Annotated in this window: 22 protein-coding genes; 16 read left to right on the top strand and 6 right to left on the bottom strand. The window is 61.7% G+C overall.

The features are described from left to right. Window positions 1-97 precede the first annotated feature (97 nt). From DC522_RS17765 to DC522_RS17750, 4 genes are read left to right on the top strand one after another with little or no spacing between them, the layout of a single operon-like run. Complete coding sequence (locus DC522_RS17765; protein WP_116530010.1) at window positions 98-700, top strand: DUF1285 domain-containing protein; 603 nt, start codon at window positions 98-100, stop codon at window positions 698-700. Continuing rightward, entirely contained in the window at window positions 697-1,335 is a 639-nt protein-coding gene (locus tag DC522_RS17760; protein WP_116530009.1) for a CoA pyrophosphatase, read from the top strand. Before DC522_RS17765 ends, DC522_RS17760 begins: the two co-directional genes overlap by 4 nt. Next, complete coding sequence (locus tag DC522_RS17755) at window positions 1,332-1,589, top strand: DUF6111 family protein (RefSeq protein ID WP_116530008.1); 258 nt, start codon at window positions 1,332-1,334, stop codon at window positions 1,587-1,589. The genes DC522_RS17760 and DC522_RS17755 overlap by 4 nt, the downstream gene beginning before the upstream one ends. Then, the gene (locus DC522_RS17750; protein ID WP_116530007.1) at window positions 1,586-2,833 is read left to right on the top strand and encodes a CCA tRNA nucleotidyltransferase; all 1,248 of its coding nucleotides are present in this window, start codon (window positions 1,586-1,588) and stop codon (window positions 2,831-2,833) included. The genes DC522_RS17755 and DC522_RS17750 overlap by 4 nt, the downstream gene beginning before the upstream one ends. Window positions 2,834-3,169: 336 nt before the next feature. Here the strand turns inward: DC522_RS17750 and hemF are convergent, their stop codons facing one another. Both hemF and DC522_RS17740 read right to left on the bottom strand, forming a co-directional pair. Further along, window positions 3,170-4,066 (bottom strand): oxygen-dependent coproporphyrinogen oxidase, encoded by an 897-nt coding sequence (gene hemF, locus DC522_RS17745; protein WP_116530006.1) that lies wholly within the window; start codon window positions 4,064-4,066, stop codon window positions 3,170-3,172. A 150-nt stretch (window positions 4,067-4,216) separates the two neighbouring features. Further along, window positions 4,217-4,696 (bottom strand): tRNA (cytidine(34)-2'-O)-methyltransferase, encoded by a 480-nt coding sequence (locus DC522_RS17740; protein WP_116530005.1) that lies wholly within the window; start codon window positions 4,694-4,696, stop codon window positions 4,217-4,219. A gap of 99 nt (window positions 4,697-4,795) precedes the next feature. On the opposite strand from DC522_RS17740, the gene DC522_RS17735 reads away from it, so the two are divergent. The 9 genes from DC522_RS17735 to DC522_RS17695 all read left to right on the top strand — a co-directional run bounded on the left by DC522_RS17735 (window position 4,796) and on the right by DC522_RS17695 (window position 13,115). Then, complete coding sequence (locus DC522_RS17735; RefSeq protein WP_116530004.1) at window positions 4,796-6,661, top strand: ABC transporter ATP-binding protein; 1,866 nt, start codon at window positions 4,796-4,798, stop codon at window positions 6,659-6,661. Between the two features lie 209 nt (window positions 6,662-6,870). Further along, on the top strand, window positions 6,871-7,419 hold the full coding sequence (gene petA / locus DC522_RS17730) for a ubiquinol-cytochrome c reductase iron-sulfur subunit (RefSeq protein WP_245444269.1): 549 nt from the start codon (window positions 6,871-6,873) through the stop codon (window positions 7,417-7,419). 25 nt (window positions 7,420-7,444) lie between these two features. Further along, window positions 7,445-8,725, top strand: a complete 1,281-nt coding sequence (locus tag DC522_RS17725; RefSeq protein WP_116530002.1) for a cytochrome b/b6 — start codon at window positions 7,445-7,447, stop codon at window positions 8,723-8,725. 23 nt (window positions 8,726-8,748) lie between these two features. Beyond that, complete coding sequence (locus DC522_RS17720) at window positions 8,749-9,633, top strand: cytochrome c1 (RefSeq protein WP_116530001.1); 885 nt, start codon at window positions 8,749-8,751, stop codon at window positions 9,631-9,633. 109 nt (window positions 9,634-9,742) lie between these two features. Beyond that, entirely contained in the window at window positions 9,743-10,108 is a 366-nt protein-coding gene (locus DC522_RS17715; RefSeq protein ID WP_116530000.1) for a hypothetical protein, read from the top strand. Window positions 10,109-10,210: 102 nt separating this feature from the next. Then, complete coding sequence (locus tag DC522_RS17710) at window positions 10,211-10,819, top strand: 2'-5' RNA ligase family protein (RefSeq protein WP_116529999.1); 609 nt, start codon at window positions 10,211-10,213, stop codon at window positions 10,817-10,819. 204 nt (window positions 10,820-11,023) lie between these two features. Further along, window positions 11,024-11,902 carry an S-methyl-5'-thioadenosine phosphorylase gene (locus DC522_RS17705; protein ID WP_116529998.1) on the top strand — a complete coding sequence of 293 codons (879 nt, stop codon included), beginning with the start codon at window positions 11,024-11,026 and terminating at the stop codon, window positions 11,900-11,902. 73 nt (window positions 11,903-11,975) lie between these two features. Then, the gene (locus tag DC522_RS17700) at window positions 11,976-12,521 is read left to right on the top strand and encodes an adenine phosphoribosyltransferase (RefSeq protein ID WP_116529997.1); all 546 of its coding nucleotides are present in this window, start codon (window positions 11,976-11,978) and stop codon (window positions 12,519-12,521) included. A 15-nt stretch (window positions 12,522-12,536) separates the two neighbouring features. Next, window positions 12,537-13,115 carry an HD family hydrolase gene (locus tag DC522_RS17695; protein WP_116529996.1) on the top strand — a complete coding sequence of 193 codons (579 nt, stop codon included), beginning with the start codon at window positions 12,537-12,539 and terminating at the stop codon, window positions 13,113-13,115. Window positions 13,116-13,204: 89 nt separating this feature from the next. Here the strand turns inward: DC522_RS17695 and DC522_RS17690 are convergent, their stop codons facing one another. Together DC522_RS17690 and nfi are read right to left on the bottom strand one after the other, a co-directional pair. Next, the gene (locus tag DC522_RS17690; protein ID WP_116529995.1) at window positions 13,205-14,221 is read right to left on the bottom strand and encodes a MaoC family dehydratase; all 1,017 of its coding nucleotides are present in this window, start codon (window positions 14,219-14,221) and stop codon (window positions 13,205-13,207) included. 47 nt (window positions 14,222-14,268) lie between these two features. Further along, entirely contained in the window at window positions 14,269-14,937 is a 669-nt protein-coding gene (gene nfi / locus DC522_RS17685) for a deoxyribonuclease V (RefSeq protein WP_116529994.1), read from the bottom strand. Between the two features lie 158 nt (window positions 14,938-15,095). On the opposite strand from nfi, the gene DC522_RS17680 reads away from it, so the two are divergent. The 3 genes from DC522_RS17680 (at window position 15,096) to DC522_RS17675 (ending at window position 16,329) form a co-directional block, all read left to right on the top strand. Continuing rightward, window positions 15,096-15,521 (top strand): group III truncated hemoglobin, encoded by a 426-nt coding sequence (locus DC522_RS17680; protein ID WP_116529993.1) that lies wholly within the window; start codon window positions 15,096-15,098, stop codon window positions 15,519-15,521. A gap of 150 nt (window positions 15,522-15,671) precedes the next feature. Then, window positions 15,672-15,941, top strand: a complete 270-nt coding sequence (locus tag DC522_RS34880) for a hypothetical protein (protein ID WP_165820195.1) — start codon at window positions 15,672-15,674, stop codon at window positions 15,939-15,941. Continuing rightward, the gene (locus DC522_RS17675; RefSeq protein ID WP_165820194.1) at window positions 15,922-16,329 is read left to right on the top strand and encodes a DUF2335 domain-containing protein; all 408 of its coding nucleotides are present in this window, start codon (window positions 15,922-15,924) and stop codon (window positions 16,327-16,329) included. The genes DC522_RS34880 and DC522_RS17675 overlap by 20 nt, the downstream gene beginning before the upstream one ends. Window positions 16,330-16,364: 35 nt before the next feature. On the opposite strand, the gene DC522_RS34875 is transcribed toward DC522_RS17675, so the two are convergent. Together DC522_RS34875 and ychF are read right to left on the bottom strand one after the other, a co-directional pair. Then, window positions 16,365-16,529, bottom strand: coding sequence for a hypothetical protein (locus tag DC522_RS34875; RefSeq protein WP_160310434.1), 165 nt, complete (start codon window positions 16,527-16,529; stop codon window positions 16,365-16,367). 90 nt (window positions 16,530-16,619) lie between these two features. Next, a complete protein-coding gene (gene ychF, locus DC522_RS17670; RefSeq protein WP_116529991.1) occupies window positions 16,620-17,717 on the bottom strand; it encodes a redox-regulated ATPase YchF in 1,098 nt (365 codons plus the stop codon). Window positions 17,718-17,723 lie beyond the last annotated feature (6 nt).

Raw genomic sequence — 17,723 nt, 5'->3', positions numbered from 1 at the left:
GATTGGACGAAGCTGCTGGGAACTCTATGCTTAGGAACTAGCCGATGGCAGCCCTTCGTCGATCCTCAATGTTCACTTTCTTGTTCACGCTTGCGTCATGACGGATTCCAACACCCCTTCTCCCGGCTCTGCCCTGGCCCGTCTCACGGAGGCGCTCGGCACCGAGGCCAAGCGGAAAGGCCCCCCTCCGGTGGAGCGCTGGAACCCGCCTTATTGCGGCGAGATCGACATGCGCATCGCCGCCGACGGCTCTTGGCATTACATGGGCTCGCCCATCAACAGGCCCGCACTTGTAAGGCTGTTCTCCACAGTTCTTCGCAGGGACCCGGAGCGCTATGTGCTCGTCACCCCCGTGGAGCGGGTGGGGATCGCCGTCGAGGATGCTCCGTTCCTTGCCGTCGAGATGGCGGTGGAAGCGGAAGGGGATGATCGCCAGATCGCCTTCCGCACGAATGTGGACGACCTTGTGCAGGTAGGGTTCGACCATCCTCTGCGCTTCGAGCAGGAGGAACACGGGGGCGTGAAGCCTTACGTGAAGGTCCGGGGCGATCTGTGGGCTCTCGTGACCCGTGCCTTGACCATGGACCTGATTGCTTTGGCTGAGGAGCGGGAGGTCGAGGGACGGAATCTGTTCGGGGTCGCGGTGAAGGGGGCTTTCTTCCCCATTGCTTCGGCTTCTGACCTAGAGGGCCTCGCATGAGGGTTGCTCCCCTGGACAAGCCGGATTTCCTGACGCTGGCTGCCGAGCGGCTGCGCCATGAGCCGCCGCATCTGGAGGATGCGCTTGCCAACCCGCGCGGCGACCACAGCCTCGACAATGTGCCCCTGGTCTATCCCCTGGAGCCCAAGCCCGCTGCCGTACTGGTGCCCGTGGTGATGCGGGAGGAGCCAGTTTTGCTGCTCACCGAGCGTTCCGCTCACTTGCGCCAGCATTCGGGCCAGATCGCCTTTCCCGGCGGGCGGGTCGATCCAACGGATGAATCGATTCTGGCGGCGGCCTGCCGTGAAGCTGAAGAGGAGATTGGACTGGACAGTCGCTTCATCTCGCCCCTCGGCTATCTCGACGCCTATCTCTCCACCACCAATTACCTGGTCATTCCGGTCGTGGCGCGGGTCTCGCCGTCCTACACGCTCAATCTCAATCCCAACGAGGTGGCCGATGCCTTCGAGGTGCCCTTGAGCTTTCTCATGGACCCGGCTCGTCACGAGCTTCATTCGCGCGAATGGAAGGGCAGGCTTCGCCGCTACTATGCGATGCCCTTTGAGGGGCGGTATATCTGGGGCGTGACGGCGGGGATCATCCGCAATCTCTACGAGAGGCTCTACACGCCATGACGCGCGCGTTCCTGCAGGGATTGGTGCTGTTCTTCCTGCCTTTCGTTCTCTTCGGCCTCTACCTCGTCATCCGCCGTCGCAACGCTCTGGCTTGGTCGTCCTGGAGCGATCAATCATTCTGGCTTGCCATCGCGGGCCTTGCTATGGTCATCGCCTCGCTCATCGTCACAGGCTTGATGACCGAGCGTCATACCGGCGCCTTCGTGCCGACCCATATCGAAAATGGACGAGTCGTCCCGGGACAGTTTCAGTGAGTGAGACCCTCGATCACAAGGCGCTTCTCGGCCTGCTTGAGCGTCCGCGACTGCGGCGCCTGCTCGAGGCCTTCAACGGCCACGGCGAAGAGACGCGCATCGTCGGCGGTGCCGTGCGCAATGCTTTGCTCGGACGACCCGTTACGGAGGTCGATTGCGCGACCACCATGCTGCCTGACGTGATGGTGAAGCGGGCGCATGACGCGGGCTTCAAACCTGTGCCCACCGGCATCGACCATGGCACAGTGACTGTCGTCGTCGACGGCGAGCCCTTCGAAGCCACCACCCTGCGCGTGGATGTGGAAACGAATGGGCGCTATGCGGTCGTGCATTTCGGACGCGATTTCTTGCTCGATGCAAGGCGACGCGACTTCACCATCAACGCCCTTTCGCTCGGTCCCGATGGGAAGCTCTACGACTACACTAACGGTGTTGCCGATCTCCAGGCGCGGCGCGTGCGCTTCATCGGCGATGCGCATAAGCGCATTCGCGAGGATTACCTGCGCATTATGCGCTTCTTCCGCTTCCATGCGGAATATGCGGAAGGCGAGCCTGATGCGGAAGGCCTTGATGCATCGGGCATCGAGCGACAGGGGTTGTCCATTCTCTCGAAAGAGAGAATTCGCCACGAACTGCTCAGGCTTCTCGTAGCACGACGCGCGGAAGAGACGCTGCAAGTCCTGAGCCATTATGGCTTTCTGACATGGCTCATCGCCGGCCCCGCCGAATTCGGTCGCTTCCGTCGAATGGCCGTGTTCGACAAGGACAACCCGGTTGCAATCTGGCGTCTCGCGGCGCTTGCCATGATGGTCGAGCAGGATGCAGATCGCCTGCGCGAGCATCTCAGGCTCTCCAATGACGAACATAAAAGGCTCGTGGCCTATGCGCGCCTGCTCGTCGTTTTGAAAACATGGGGCGCGCCGCTCGATGCAAATGCGATCCGCCGCCTCGTGGCCGATCACGGCGCCGAGACGTTGAGCGTCGTTCTCGCCGCCATCGATGGAGAGCCTTCGCCCCACATCGATGGGGATGCATTGAGCGCCCTTGAGCGCTATCGAAGCGGTGAGGAGAGCGTGCCGGCTTTCCCTTTGCGTGGTGCTGATCTCGTGGAGCGCGGCATTCCGAAAGGGCCGAAGGTCGGCGAGATCCTCAGCTTAGCTCGTCAGGCCTGGCTCTCTGAAGGATGTCGGACGGATGAGGCTTACGCTAAGGATTTGTTGAAGCGGATTTTGGCGCAGGCCTGAACAACACGTCCTCCCGGACGAAGCGGAGCGGAGATCCGGGATCGTTCTCAGAACCCAGCACTGTCATCCCGGCAAAGGCCGGGATCCATAACTACGACAGCGCTCCAGCTTGCACTCACAGCGGTTATCGATTCCCGCCTGCGCGGGAATGACAGTCGAGGTTCAGCCGCTTAGTTCCGTCACCCTACCACGTCATCACCGGCCTTGTGCCGGTGATCCCGTTCCAGTGAAGCTCGGCGCTTTTCTGAAGCGAGATGCCCGGGACGAGCCCGGGCATGACGTGAGGAGCCTGTCGCGCGTGGAATGCGCGGCAATGATCCGTGTTGGCGCTGGAGCCTACGGCCACCTCACCGTTGGCGGCATCGAAGACAGGATCGAGGCGATGTTGCCGCCAGTCTTCAGGCCGAAGATCGTGCCGCGATCATAGAGCAGGTTGAACTCAACATAGCGGCCGCGGCGGACCTGCTGCTCGAAGCGGTCTTCTTCCGTCCAGTTCTTCGTTACGTTGCGGCGCACGATCTCGGGATAGATTGTCAGGAAGGCCTCGCCCACGTCCTTGGTGAAGGCAAGGTCCTCGTCCGGATTTCCGGTCCAGTGGTAATCATAGAAGATGCCGCCGATACCGCGCGGCTCGTGGCGGTGCTTGAGGTAGAAATACTCATCACACCACTTCCTGTACTTCTCATAAGAGCCTTCAGGCGCATGGCGACGGCAGGCATCCTCCATGGCGGCATGGAAACTGATGCTGTCAGGATCCTCCTGCGTGCGTCGACGGTCGAGCACGGGCGTGAGATCGGCACCACCGCCGAACCAGGATTTGGTCGTCACCACGAAGCGCGTGTTCATGTGGACGGTGGGCACATTCGGGTTCCACGGATGGGCGATGAGCGAAATGCCGCCGGCCCAGAAGCGCGGGTCCTGGTCGGAACCCGGGATCTGACCACGAAATTCCGGTGCAAACTCGCCATGCACAGTCGAGACATGCACGCCCACTTTCTCGAACACGCGCCCGCGCATCATGGACATGATGCCGCCGCCACCCGGCACACCGTTGTAGTCCTTGCGCTCCCAGGGCGTGCGCTCGAAGCGCCCGGGCTCCGAGGCCTCCGGGGGCAGAGGAGCCGTGACTTCGTCCTCAAGCTGCTCGAAGGCGGCGCAGATCCGGTCGCGGAGAGAGGCGAACCAGAGCGGGGCTTCGATCTGCAGGCGCTCGATATGGGCTTTGTCGGTCATCTGTTCATGTCTCGTCGGTAGGCGCCAACACAGCCTCATCCTGAGGAGGACCATCAGGTCCGTCTCGAAGGAGGCCCCAGCGCCCTCTGGATCATCCTTCGAGACGCCGCTTGCAGCGGCTCCTCAGGATGAGGGTGTTTCTCAAGGCCCTTATTGCCCCGAAATGCCGATGTTTGGAAAGGATTCCGTCTGCCGCAAGGCTTCGCCGAGGATCATGGCGGCGGTGACGGCCACGTTGAGCGAGCGCATGCCCGCCTGCATGGGGATGATGATCCGGGCATTCGCCGCCGCATGGACCTCGTTCGGCACGCCGGCGGACTCGCGACCTACCAGGATGATGTCCTCGGGCTCATACTGGAAATCGGTGTAGGGCACGGCGCCCTTGGTGGTGGCCAGCACCAGCCGGCCTCTTCCCTCGCGCCGCCATTCCTCGAAAGCGCGCCAGGAAATGTGACGTGTGATCGTCACGTGGTTGAGGTAATCCATCCCGGAGCGGCGCAGGTTCCGGTCCGACACGTCGAAGGCCGCAGGCTCGATGATCTCGACCGGCACGCCGAGGCAGGCGGCCAGGCGCAGCATGGTGCCGGTGTTCTGCGGGATGTCCGGCTGGAAAATGGCAAGACGAGGCATGGCACCGTCATCGGGGCAGGCGCGGCTCACGTCAAGTGAACGCTTTCGGTTCCGCCCGTGTTAAACCTGGGGACTTGAGAACAGGAATCGGGGAAGGGAATGTTCCGGTGGCTGGAAAAGCGGATCGATCCGTTTGCGCCGTTCGATGAAAACGAGACGCCGCCGAATAAGGTGGGGAGCTTTACCTGGCATTATCTCAAGCCGGTGCGCTTCTGGCTGGTGATCCTGTTCTTTGTCGCGCTGACCGTCGGCCTGTTCGAATCGTCCCTCTACATTCTGCTGGGCTGGCTGGTGGATATCCTGGCCAATTCCACGCCGGACCGGGTCTGGGCCGAGCACGGAACCACCCTGATGATGATGGCGGCTCTCGTCGTTTTTGTCAGGCCAGCCCTGAATTTTGCGCATGAGCTGATCTCCAACCAGGTGATCATCGCGCAGAGCACCAATATGATCCGCTGGCGAACCCATGTTTACACGCTGGGCCATGCGGTGAGCTATTTCCAGGCCGATTTCGCGGGCCGCCTCGCCAACCGCATCATGCAGGGCGGTGGCGCGATCCGCAGCATTGCCGTGACGCTCATCGACACGCTGCTCTACGTGGCGATCTATGCGGTCACGGCCCTCGGGGTCTTTTCCAGTGTCAGCCCCTGGCTTGCCCTGCCCATGGGGCTCTGGATCGTAGGCTACATCGTTCTCCTGCGCTTCTTCGTTCCCCAGGCGAAGGAGCGCTCGCTCAAGGTGGCCGATACCCGCTCGGCCCTCGTGGGCCGGGTGGTCGACAGCTACACCAACATCCTGACGGTGAAGCTTTTCGCCCGGGGGGCCGAGGAGCGCTCAGCCGTCAAGGAGGCAGTCGGGGCCAACACTGAGGCCTTCCTCCATTCGTTGCGGCTGAACTCCACTGTCTCGGGCCTCCTGTCCATCATGAACAGCCTGCTGCTTGCTGCCACTGGAGCCCTCTCGGTGCTCCTGTGGAGCCGGGGCGTCATGACGAGTGGCGAGGCGGCGTCCGGGCTTGCCCTTGTCATGCGCATCCTCGCCATGTCCGGCTGGGTCATGCATACGGTCCGCGACGTGTTCGAGAATATCGGCACGGTCCAGGAAAGCATGCAGACCATCGCCCGCCCGCATGGCCTGGTGGACATGCCGCAGGCTCCGCGCCTGAAGGTTGGCCGGGGCGAGATCCGCTTCAAGGACGTGTCTTTCCATTACGGGAAGGAAGGCGGTGTCATCGAAGGATTGAACCTCACGATCCGCGCTGGCGAAAAGGTCGGACTCGTCGGCACCAGCGGTGCGGGCAAGACCACCATCACCTCGCTTCTTCTGCGCCTTCACGACGTTGAGGGCGGGCGCATCCTCATCGACGGGCAGGACATCTCCAAGGTGTCCCAGGATTCCCTGCGTTCCTCCATCGCCGTGGTCACTCAGGACACCTCGCTCCTGCACCGCTCGATCCGGGATAATATCGCCTATGGCCGGGTAGGGGCCACAGACCGCGATATCGTCGAGGCGGCGCGCCTAGCCCATGCTCATGACTTCATCATGGGATTGGAGGATCACCGGGGCCGGCGCGGCTATGATGCCCATGTGGGCGAGCGGGGGGTGAAGCTCTCCGGCGGCCAGCGCCAGCGTATCGCCATTGCCCGTGTGATCCTCAAGGATGCTCCCATTTTGGTCTTGGATGAGGCCACCTCCGCCTTGGACTCGGAGGTCGAGGCAGCGATCCAGGATTCCTTGGCGACGCTGATGAAGGGCAAGACCGTGCTCGCTATTGCCCATCGCCTCTCCACCATTGCGGCCCTCGACCGCCTCATTGTCATTGAAGAGGGCCAGATCGTGGAGGAGGGAAGCCACGCGGAGCTGCTTCGGGCCGGTGGGCTCTATGCCCGGCTCTGGCGGCGCCAGTCCGGTGGCTTCCTTGGGGCAGGGGAGGGAGAAGGGGCCCGGGAGCCGGTGTCGCTGTAAGGAAACAGGTTGGAACATCTCCAATCCGCCTATGGACAGCGGGGCGTGACCGTGCCAAAGAGCCACCGCGCGGCGACTCCCAGTCGCATTGCGTGCGCGTTGACGCGTATGCTTGTTCCTTCAAGCTAGGAACTGGCGTGCCGAATGCCTTGTCTCGCGAGGCATTGAAGACGTGCGGTTCTCGTTTTTGTTCAATGCTGGAGAGCCACGTGGCCGAGACCACCACTCATGTCGCTGAGCCGACACGGCGCGATTTCCTTTACATCGCCACGGGCGCAGCCGCCGTTGTCGGCGGAGCAACCCTGGTATGGCCTTTCGTTCAGTCCCTGGCGCCCGACGCGGCGACGGTGGCTGCAGGCGCCCCCGTCGAAGTAGACCTGTCCCCGATCGCCGAAGGGCAGATCGTGAAGGTCTTCTGGCGCGGCAAGCTGATCTTCATCCGTCACCGCACGGCCGAAGAGATCAAGGCTGCCCAGGACGTGAACGTGGCCTCCCTGCGCGATCCGCAGGCCGATGCCGACCGCGTGAAGCAGGGCAAGGACCAATGGCTCGTCGTCTACGGCAACTGCACCCACCTGGGCTGCGTGCCGCTGGGTCAGCAGGGCGAGTATCACGGCTGGTTCTGCCCCTGCCATGGTTCGGTGTTCGACACCTCCGGCCGCGTCCGCGGTGGTCCGGCTCCCATCAATCTGCCGATCCCGCCCTACACCTTCGCGTCCGACACGAAGATCATCATCGGCCAAGAAGCCACGGCGTAACCTAAGCGACGATCAGGCGACATCCATGAGCCAGCATCCTATAACCTATGTTCCCAAGAGCGCCTTCGCCAAGTGGTTCGAGAGCCGCTTGCCCATCGCAGGTCTCATCCATTCCTCGTTCATCGCCTTCCCGGTGCCGCGGAATCTCACCTATTTCTGGACCTTCGGCGCCATCCTGGTGTTCATGCTCGTCTCGCAGATCGTGACGGGCGTGTTCCTGGCCATGTACTACACGCCGAATGCGGCACTGGCTTTCCAGTCCGTCGAGCACATCATGCGCGATGTGAACTATGGCTGGCTCCTCCGCTACCTGCACGCCAACGGCGCTTCGATGTTCTTCGTCGCGGTCTACGTGCACATCTTCCGCAACTTCTACTACGGCTCCTACAAGGCGCCGCGTGAAGTGCTCTACATCCTGGGCGTGATCATCTTCCTCCTGATGATGGCCACCGCCTTCATGGGCTACGTGCTTCCCTGGGGACAGATGAGCTTCTGGGGCGCCACCGTGATCACGAACCTCTTCTCGGCGATCCCGATGGTCGGCGACACGATCGTCAGCTACCTCTGGGGCGGCTACTCGGTGGGCAACCCGACGCTCAACCGCTTCTTCTCCCTGCACTATCTGCTGCCCTTCATGATCGCGGGCGTCGTTGCCCTGCACATCTGGGCGCTGCACGTGCCGGGCCAGAACAACCCGACCGGCATTCCGATCAAGTCGGGCAAGGACGCCGTTCCCTTCACCCCCTACGCGACGATCAAGGATATCTTCGCTGTCGTCGTGTTCATGCTCTTCTTCGCCTACTGGGTGTTCTACATGCCGAACTACCTCGGCCATGCGGACAACTACATCCCGGCGAACCCGGCGGTGACGCCCGCGCACATCGTGCCGGAGTGGTACTTCCTGCCCTTCTACGCGATCCTGCGCGCCATTCCCGACAAGCTCGGCGGCGTCATCGCCATGGGCGCGGCGATCGTGATCTGGTGCTTCATGCCCTGGCTCGACACCTCGAAAGTGCGCTCCACGGCATACCGCCCGCTCTACAAGCAGTTCTTCTGGCTGTTCGTGGTGGTCTGCTTCCTGCTCGGCTGGCTGGGCTCCCGCCCGGCTGAGGGCTGGTACGTGATCGCGTCGCAGATCTGCACGGCATACTACTTCGCCCACTTCCTGATCGTCCTGCCGGTGCTCGGCTTCGTCGAGCGTCCGCTGCCGCTGCCGAATTCGATCCTCGAATCCGTCATGGGCGTGCAGAAGGGCGGGGCCGGCGTGCCGGCCGGCGCCAATGCCGAGCCGTCGTCCAAGGGCTGATGCGAGCGTTGAGGAATAGAACAATGATGAAGCGTACTCTTCTCATCGCCGCTGCCGTTCTCGGCCTCTCGGCCCCGGTCTTTGCCGCTGGCGAGACCCCGGTCCCGCCGCAGCTGAAGTGGAGCTTCCAGGGTCCGTTCGGCACCTTCGACCGGGCTCAGTTGCAGCGCGGCTTCAAGGTCTACCGGGAGGTCTGCGCCTCCTGCCACGGCCTAACCTATGTCGCGTTCCGCAACCTCGCCGAGGCAGGCGGCCCGGAATTCTCCGAGGCGCAGGTGAAAGCGCTCGCTGCGGAGTATAAGATCCAGGACGGCCCGAACGATGCCGGCGACATGTTCGAGCGTCCCGGCCGTCCGGCCGACCGCTTCCCGGCTCCGTTCCCGAACGAGAACGCGGCGGCTGCGGCCAACGGTGGCAAGGCTCCGCCGGATCTGTCGCTGATCTCGAAGGCCCGCACCTACGAGCGCGGCTTCCCCTGGTTCATCACGGACGTGTTCCGCCAGTATTCCGAGAACGGCGCCGACTACCTCGTGGCGCTGCTCAACGGCTACGAGGAGGCTCCGGCCGGTTTCCAGGTTCCGGCAGGTGGTCACTACAACCACTACTTCCCGGGCAACGTGATCGCCATGCCTAAGCCGCTCAGCGACGGCCAGGTCGAATATCCGAAGAACGAGGCCGGCCAGCCTCAGGCTCCGGAGACGGTCGATCAATACGCCAAGGACGTGACGGCGTTCCTCACCTGGACGGCTGAACCGCATCTCGAAGCCCGCAAGCGCCTCGGCTTCCAGGTCATGCTGTTCCTGCTGGTGCTCTCGGGCCTGCTCTACTTCACGAAGAAGAAGGTGTGGTCCCGGGTGGGCGGCGAGGTCGAAGGCCACGCCACCCCGCCGATGACGCACAATCCGTAATTTCGAGAAAGGCCCCGGAAATCGGGGCCTTTTTCTTTTGGCCTCATGTGGTCAACGAACCCAAATAGCTGAATAGTGTTGTCAAATGGACCTTGTCCCTGGAGACAACATGCATCTGCGCTTCAGGACATCAGACGTCGTTCATCTCGTCCTGCTGGTGGCCAGTCTGGGAGCGACGTCCTATGTCGCCTACCAGATCGTCGGCTTTCTCGGGATAGGAGTCCTTGGACTGATCATCGGGGTGATCGCGCTGACCGTTGAGTTGGAAGGGGGAAGACCTCTTGTCCACGATCAGGCTGCAAGTCTCTATATCCAGTTCATGGCCGCTGAAGAGAGAATGTCCGCAGCCGAGAGGGCTGAAAGGCGTGCCGAAATCGAGAGCGCCGGATCACCGCTGCTTGTGGCGAAGATCGTGAGCGCAGGGCTGATCGTCGTCGGATTTGGGTTGTTCCTTGTCTTCCAACTCGGCGTGTAGCTCCAGGCCCAGCCTTCTCGTTTGCGAAATCTATGATCGCGCCTTGGTCCTCAGGCCGGGTTTTCTGGTGACTTCCGGTAACGATGGTCTTAAGGCGTCCGCATGCTGCAGACCATCGCCGACGATATTTGGGGCGAGCCGTGCCTCGCCTATCACGTCCAGCCGGACCTTTTACCTGAGACCCACACCTCTCTGGGAGAGCTTCAGGAGTCCATAGCCGCACGCTGGCCCGTCCCGCTCCATTTCGCTCCACCCGAGGCGCTGCACGTCACGCTCTATGCCCTGGTGCAGGTGAAGGAGCGGTTCGACAAGGAGGGCTATTGGAGCAGCATCGCCGAGCCCTGCCGCGCCTTGCTGGAGGGCCTCTGCTCAGGCCATGGCCCTCTAAGCTTACGGTTCTCGAAGCTGAAAGTGACGGACACCGCGATCATTGCCGTCACAACCGATGAGACGGGCCTGATCGCGGCCCTGCGGGAGAAGATCGCGGATTCCATCCCGCCGCCGCCCGGCCTCAAGCCCATGCGCTACAACCTCATCCACTCGACACTCGCGCGTTACCGGACCTCGGACGTGGTGTCGGACAGCGTCGTAGAGGCAGTCGAGGCGATCCCGATTTCGATTGCGGCTCCCGTGGAGCGTCTCAAGATCATCCGGGAAACCCTCTTTCCCTGCCAGGAACTCGACGAGATCTTCTCGTTCCCGCTCCGCTAGCGCATCGTGCGGACCCGAAGGGCCGCGTCAGCGAAAAGTGGATCCGGTATCCCGCGTTCAACGATGCTCCAGCAAAAGAAGAGAGCCTCGGACCCAAAAGTGGATTTCACCCGTGGGTCCGAGGCTCTAGGGGCAACCCCGTTTGGGTTTGGCCTCAGCAGCCGCTATGGTCGCGCCTCGAGCTTGTTGAGAGGGCACGAAGAGATGACGAAGGCGGTTCTAGGGATCATCGGTGGATCGGGAGTCTATGATCTTCCGGGGATCGAGGACGTGCGCGAAGTGCAAAGCCGCTCTCCCTGGGGTGAGCCCTCCGACGTTCTGCGCATGGGCCGCATCGGCGAGACGGATGTGGCCTTCCTTCCCCGCCATGGCCGTGGCCATCGCCTGTCGCCATCCGACATCAATTACCGCGCCAATATCGATGTGATGAAGCGCGCCGGCGTGACGGACCTGATCTCGGTCTCCGCCTGCGGCTCCTTCAAGGACGAGTATTATCCTGGTTTTTTCGTTCTGGTGGACCAATACGTGGACCGCACGCACAAGCGCGAAAGCTCGTTCTTCAGCAAAGGCTGCGTGGCGCATGTGCCTATGGCGCATCCGGTCGGTCCTCTGCTCCGGCAACGCATTGCGAATGCGGCGGTAGCCGAGAAGATCCCGTTCACGATCGGCGGCACGCTCGTGTGCATCGAGGGGCCGCAATTCTCTACTTACGCCGAGTCCATGACCTACAAAACGCTGGGCTATGACGTGATCGGCATGACGGCGATGCCCGAGGCCAAGCTCGCGCGTGAGGCAGAGATCACCTACGCCACCGTTGCCATGGTGACCGATTACGATTGCTGGCATCCTGACCATGACAGCGTGGACGTCGCTGCCGTCGTTACGGTCGCCAAGCAGAACGCCACCAAAGTGGCCCGCCTTATCGCCCGCGTCGCGCGCTATTTCCCGGCTGAGCACGAGCCGTGCCCCGTGGGTTCGGATCGGGCGCTCGATGGCGCCATCATGACGGCTCCCTCCGCGCGCGATCCGGAGCTCTTGAAAAAACTCGATGCTATTGCGGGCCGTGTGCTAAACCCCGCATAGAGCACCCAGGCAGGCATGGTTTTGTCGCGTGCCTCCCAGACCAGACGATATTCGCACTCACGGCAGGCACTCCATGGACCAGCGTCTCCTCACCGATCTCAAAGCAGCGATCCGCTCGATCCCGGATTATCCGAAGCCCGGCATCGTCTTTCGCGACATCACGACCCTGCTCGGGGATGCGCGCGCCTTCCGCCGTGCAGTGGACGAGTTGGTGCATCCTTTCGCAGGAGGTCGTGTCGATAAGGTTGCGGGCATCGAGGCGCGCGGGTTCATTCTCGGCGGCGCTGTGGCACATCAGCTCTCCGCAGGTTTCGTGCCGATCCGCAAGAAGGGCAAGCTTCCGCACGAGACGGTGCGCATCGCCTATTCGCTGGAATACGGCGTGGACGAGATGGAGATCCACACGGATGCCATCGGCCAGGACGAGCGCGTGATCCTCGTGGATGACCTCATTGCCACCGGCGGCACGGCCGTCGCGGCCACGCAGCTGCTTCGCCAGATGGGTGCGAAGATCGTCGCCGCCTGCTTCATCATTGATCTCCCCGATCTTGGCGGCGCACAGAAGCTGCGTGATCTTGGTGTGGAAGTGCGCAGCCTCGTGAGCTTCGAGGGGCATTAAGGGACAACACTGACGATGCCGACGGATCGCATCTTGGGAGCATTGGAGTTCCTGCGCGAAGCGGAGAGGCTGAAAGATGTCCTTCGCAGCGGGCATACGTCCAACGGGCGGCCTGAGAGCGTGGCCGAGCATACCTGGCGGCTGTGCCTCATGGCCCTCGTGTTCGCGGATGAATTCGAGAGCATCGATACCTTACGTCTCATCAAGCTCTGCATCGTGCATGATCTTGGTGAAGCCTTGAGCGGAGACATTCCCGCCATTTTGCAGAGCGAGGGCACCAACAAGGCCGCTCAGGAAAGGGCGGATCTGAAGGTGCTGACCAAAGCCCTTCATCCAACGAAGCGCAGTGAGATCTTGGCTTTGTGGGAGGAGTACGAGTCGGCCTCCACGCCCGAGGCCATCATCGCCAAAGGGCTCGACAAGCTGGAGACGATCCTCCAGCACAATCAGGGGCAAAACCCTTCCGATTTCGATTACACGTTCAATCTCGGCTACGGTCGGAAGCAGACCGCAGCCCATCCACTGCTCGCCAAGATCCGCGCCGTTCTCGACGAAGAGACCCGCGCGCGGGCTGAAGGCTCAAAGGCCGTTTAGAGCATTTTCCGGCGAAGTGGATCCGGTTCGCCGTCAGAAAATGCGGCCCCGCAAAGAAGAGAGCTGATTCCATGCCAATGGAATCAGCTCTAAGGCCGCCGCTCCCAGAACACCATGCCCTCGAAGGAGAAGACCTCTTCTCCGCGCTGGTTCGTGCCGCTGTTGTGATGGAACACCAGACCCCAGCCGGGGCGCGAGTTCGACACACGCTTGCCCGTCACCGTGGAGCGATATGTGATGGTGTCTCCCGCGTAAACGGGCTTCAGCCATTTCAGATCCGTGAAGCCCGGGGAGGGGCCAAGCCTTGCGGGCCGAGCGCCGTGGGCCAGCGCATTCGCGCGAATGCGGCTGCGATAGCCGACCATCTGCTTCATCCACACGCTCGCTGTGTGCCAGCCTGAGGCGCAGAGTGCACCGAAAAGGCTGTTTTTCGCGGCCTCCGAATCCACATGGAAACGCTGCGGGTCGAATTGCTCGGCAAACGCGATGATATCGTCAGGCTCGAAGTGGTACGAGCCGAGCTCCTCCGTCTCACCGATCACGAGATCCTCAAAATAAGGGTTCGGGGAAATATGCGGCAGCTCCCGCTTCGGCGTGTGGTCCGGCATGGCGGAGGCGGCAGCCGCGAGAACGCTCGAACCTGAGCCCGTAACAGGCTCCGCATCTCGGCGTCCGAACATCACCCAGTTCTTCTGAGTGAACACGGCCTCGTCGGCCTGGTTCAGCATCTCGAACTGGAAGCGCACGAGGCCGAGGGAGGGGCGGCTCTTCGAAGGGCGGCTCTCCAGGATCGTCATGCGCGAGCGTAAGCTGTCGCCAGGCCTCACCGGCTTCAACCACTTCACCTCCTCGATGCCAGGCGCGCCCATGGAGGTGGAATCGAGGATCAGGTCGTCGGCGAGCAGGCGCATGTTGATCGAGCACGTATGCCAGCCCGAGGCGATCAGCGTGCCGATAAAGCTATCCCTGGCGGCTACCTCGTCCACATGGAAGGGCTGCGCATCGTATTCCTGCGCAAAGGCAAGCAGCGCCTCCTTCGTGACGGTGTAGGGGCCGAGCATCTGCGTGGTGCCGGGTGTGAGGTCTTCGAATGCGTAACGGGGCATGGTCTCGATCGATGCGGTTTTCAGCGCTTCGCCTGCGGTCGGATCGTTCAGGGATTGAACTGTCCAGCTGCGTTGTGCGCCAGGCGGATCGGTTCGGGCAAGCGATACTTTGGAGAACAGCGCAGCACGAGCTCTGCTGCAGTAGGGATATCGGCTAGATGCCCGGGCGAAATGAACATCGGATTCTTGGCCGTGCGGGTGCGCAGGGCCACGCCGATGATCTCCTTTCTGTCGACGAGGGGCGCTGACGACCCCTTCTCCTCCCCGAGATCCTTGTAGCGTCCGCACAGCAGCGTCTTGCCGCAGCCGACGGTCGGGCGCTGCAGCCACAGGCCCATATGGCTCGCAATGCCGATGCGGCGAGGATGGGCGATGCCCATGCCGTCGAACAGGAACACGTCGGGCTCAGCCTGCAGTTTCTCGAAGGCTTCCTCCAGCACCGGACCCTCGCGAAAGCTCAAAAGGCCCGGAACATAGGGGAACGGAGTCGGGCGCTGCGCCAGCACCGTCTCCACAGGCAGAAAACCCGGATAGGTAACGACGACAATGGCCGCCTGGGATTGTTCGTCCTTTACGCTCACATCGACCCCGGCCACGAGCTTGACCCTATCGAGATCGATGGGCCGGTCGGACACGACCTCCCGCCTCAGCTCCTGCTGAAGGGCAATGGCCTCGGAGGGGGAGAGGTCCCAGGAATGGCGGTGGTGAAGCTGCATGCGGCTGAAGTGAGAGAGTACTGTACGGCTCAACGCTCAAGGTAGCGGAACGATCCGCCATGCTCCATGCACAGGTCTCAACTCAGGGATGATCCGGATGGTGTTATGTCGTGCTTAGGCCCATATAGCCTGTGAAGAACCGGTATCGAGAGACGCAATTGACCCATCATACCGCCACAGGCCGCAGCATTCCGATCATCACGCCGGCGGAAGGCGTGACGGAGGAGATGATCCGTGAGCTTGTCGTCACGTTCTATGATCGTGTGCTGAAGGATCCTGAGCTCGGCCCCATCTTTCACAAAGCGCTCTCGGGCCGGTGGAGCGAGCATCTGGCGATCATGGTGGATTTCTGGTCGTCAATCGCCCTGAGGACGGCGCGCTACAGCGGCAAGCCGCAGGCGGCGCATTTCGGTCTCGATCTCACGCCTGAGCTGTTTACGCGCTGGCTCGATCTCTTTGAGACGACGGCACGGGAGATCTTTGAGCCCGACACGGCGGAGTTCTTCATCGTCCGCGCCCAGCGCATAGCGGACAGCCTGCAGATCGGCCTTGGCATCGGCCCGAAGGCCCTAACGTTGCCCTAAAACAGCCTGCCAGATCGAATTTATATAGGATTTCAGGCAGATAGTCCTTTGTTTATAGGCAGTTCTTCGTTGCTCTTGATCGGATTTTAAAACCGCCTCTTTCGAAGGCACTTTCAAAACTTTGCCGTTAGTGGTAGGAACTTTTGTGTATTGCAGGCGATTGCCTGTTCCAGGATAGCTATTGAAGCCATGTCATACAGAGCAAAGCGCCAGAATATGAAGCGCACAGCCCTGCGGATTGCGGGCGGCTTTGTGCATGGTGTCACCCAAATGGCCCTTCTTGGTCAGGCCAGCGCTGTTGAACGCTTCCCAACGAGCATTTCAGCCACCACTGCACTCCGAAATGATTGGAGGAAGATTGGGGGCGACATGCGCCGGGCCATTGAAAAAGAAGAGCAGCTTGTCAAAGACAAAGCGTAACACACCGGTTCGTCGCGATAATGCGGATGAGCACCAAGTTGCAAAGTTGGAAATAAAACAGGTTCAGCAGCACTGGAGCGGACCACTTCCAGACCCCGAAACTCTTGCTGCTTTCGACCAAATCGTTCCGGGCGGAGCAGCTCGCATTTTCGATCAGTTTGAGAAGGAAGCCGATCACCGGCGTGCTCTGGAAAGAAGTCAGACCAGGTTCGTGATCCGCGACACCCATATAGGTCAGGCCTTGGCAGGTACCTTTGCGCTCGCAGGTCTGTCTGTTGCAGCCTTTGCAATTTATGCTGGTGCCCAGTGGGCGGCGACCATCATAGGCGGCAGCGTGCTTGTGCCTATTGTTTATGCGTTTCTAAAGCAGACTTGGAAAGCCAATTAATAATCCCCCACAGGGGCTAGAAGCTTTCCATTTTTCTAGCGCTCCCACCATTCCAGATCGTCCGCAGCCGTCTTCGGCAGCAAGGACGAGATCGCGATCATGACGAGGCCGCAGGCCACGAGCACGGCCACGAAAAACTCGGCCGTGCCGATGCTCGGCGAAACGACGGTCGAGACCAGATTTCCAAGAACGTCCTGCATGGGTCTACCTCCATGCAGGACATCAAAGCAGAATGGTCCTGAACGCTCGAAAAAGCGCGCGTTCAGGTTTCAGACAGATTCGTAAACCCGTTAAGTGTTGAAGCGGAAGTGCATCACGTCGCCGTCCTGGACGACGTAGTCCTTGCCTTCCAGGCGCAGGCGACCTGCATCGCGCGCACCCGCTTCGCCCTTCAGCGAGGTGTAATCGGCATAGGCGATGGTCTCGGCGCGGATGAATCCCTTCTCGAAATCCGTATGGATCACGCCAGCCGCCGCAGGAGCGCGCGTGCCCTTGGTAATGGTCCAGGCGCGGGCTTCCTTCGGGCCGACGGTGAAGTAGGTGATGAGGCCGAGCAGCTCATAGCCCGCGCGGATCACGCGGTTGAGACCGGGCTCGGCGAGGCCCACGGCTTCAAGATATTCCTTCTGCTCGTCGGGCGGCAGAACGGCGATCTCGCTCTCGATCTTGGCCGAGACGACGACAGCCTTGGCGCCTTCTTGCCTAGCGCGCTCAAAGACCTTGGCCGAGAACTCGTTGCCCTTGTCGGCAGAGGCTTCTTCCACGTTGCACACGTAGAGAACGGGCTTGGAGGAGAGGAGGCCCAGCATCTGGAACAGGCGCTCTTCCTCGGGCTTGCGCTCCACCATGCGGGCGGGCTTGCCGTCACGCAGCAACGGCAGGGTACGGTTGACGAGGTCGAGCGTTTCCTTTGCTTCCTTGTCGTTGCCCTTGGCCTTCTTTTCGAGTGCGGTCACGCGCTTTTCAAGGCTGTCGAGATCGGCGAGCATCAGCTCGGTCTCGATGGTCTCGATATCGGCAATCGGATCGATCTTGCCCTCGACGTGGGTGACGTCCGTATCCTCGAAGCAGCGCACCACGTGAGCGATGGCATCGACTTCGCGGATGTTGGCGAGGAACTGGTTGCCGAGGCCTTCGCCCTTGGATGCGCCGCGCACGAGGCCCGCGATATCCACGAAGGTGAGGCGGGTCGGGATGATCTGCGCCGAGCCTGCGATCGCGGAGAGCTGGTCGAGCCGGTCGTCCGGCACCGCCACGTCGCCCACATTCGGCTCGATGGTGCAGAACGGATAGTTCGCAGCCTGCGCCGCCGCGGTCTGCGTCAACGCATTGAAGAGGGTGGACTTGCCCACGTTTGGCAGGCCGACGATGCCCATCTTGAAGCCCATGGCCTC

Source organism: Microvirga sp. KLBC 81, from assembly GCF_003075415.1.
Taxonomy (GTDB): Bacteria; Pseudomonadota; Alphaproteobacteria; order Rhizobiales; family Beijerinckiaceae; genus Microvirga.
The sequence above is the reverse complement of the archived record's forward strand: the minus strand, read 5'-3'. Positions and strand labels throughout refer to the sequence as shown.

What these genes read in the sequence shown, in the direction of transcription:
- DC522_RS17765 (WP_116530010.1), top strand. Translation starts at nt 98, where the DNA reads ATGACGGATTCCAACACCCCTTCTCCCGGCTCTGCCCTGGCCCGTCTC.
- DC522_RS17760 (WP_116530009.1), top strand. Translation starts at nt 697, where the DNA reads ATGAGGGTTGCTCCCCTGGACAAGCCGGATTTCCTGACGCTGGCTGCC.
- DC522_RS17755 (WP_116530008.1), top strand. Translation starts at nt 1,332, where the DNA reads ATGACGCGCGCGTTCCTGCAGGGATTGGTGCTGTTCTTCCTGCCTTTC.
- hemF (WP_116530006.1), bottom strand. Translation starts at nt 4,066, where the DNA reads ATGACCGACAAAGCCCATATCGAGCGCCTGCAGATCGAAGCCCCGCTC.
- DC522_RS17740 (WP_116530005.1), bottom strand. Translation starts at nt 4,696, where the DNA reads ATGCCTCGTCTTGCCATTTTCCAGCCGGACATCCCGCAGAACACCGGC.
- DC522_RS17735 (WP_116530004.1), top strand. Translation starts at nt 4,796, where the DNA reads ATGTTCCGGTGGCTGGAAAAGCGGATCGATCCGTTTGCGCCGTTCGAT.
- DC522_RS17725 (WP_116530002.1), top strand. Translation starts at nt 7,445, where the DNA reads ATGAGCCAGCATCCTATAACCTATGTTCCCAAGAGCGCCTTCGCCAAG.
- DC522_RS17720 (WP_116530001.1), top strand. Translation starts at nt 8,749, where the DNA reads ATGATGAAGCGTACTCTTCTCATCGCCGCTGCCGTTCTCGGCCTCTCG.
- DC522_RS17715 (WP_116530000.1), top strand. Translation starts at nt 9,743, where the DNA reads ATGCATCTGCGCTTCAGGACATCAGACGTCGTTCATCTCGTCCTGCTG.
- DC522_RS17710 (WP_116529999.1), top strand. Translation starts at nt 10,211, where the DNA reads ATGCTGCAGACCATCGCCGACGATATTTGGGGCGAGCCGTGCCTCGCC.
- DC522_RS17705 (WP_116529998.1), top strand. Translation starts at nt 11,024, where the DNA reads ATGACGAAGGCGGTTCTAGGGATCATCGGTGGATCGGGAGTCTATGAT.
- DC522_RS17700 (WP_116529997.1), top strand. Translation starts at nt 11,976, where the DNA reads ATGGACCAGCGTCTCCTCACCGATCTCAAAGCAGCGATCCGCTCGATC.
- DC522_RS17695 (WP_116529996.1), top strand. Translation starts at nt 12,537, where the DNA reads ATGCCGACGGATCGCATCTTGGGAGCATTGGAGTTCCTGCGCGAAGCG.
- DC522_RS17690 (WP_116529995.1), bottom strand. Translation starts at nt 14,221, where the DNA reads ATGCCCCGTTACGCATTCGAAGACCTCACACCCGGCACCACGCAGATG.
- nfi (WP_116529994.1), bottom strand. Translation starts at nt 14,937, where the DNA reads ATGCAGCTTCACCACCGCCATTCCTGGGACCTCTCCCCCTCCGAGGCC.
- DC522_RS34875 (WP_160310434.1), bottom strand. Translation starts at nt 16,529, where the DNA reads ATGCAGGACGTTCTTGGAAATCTGGTCTCGACCGTCGTTTCGCCGAGC.
- ychF (WP_116529991.1), bottom strand. Translation starts at nt 17,717, where the DNA reads ATGGGCTTCAAGATGGGCATCGTCGGCCTGCCAAACGTGGGCAAGTCC.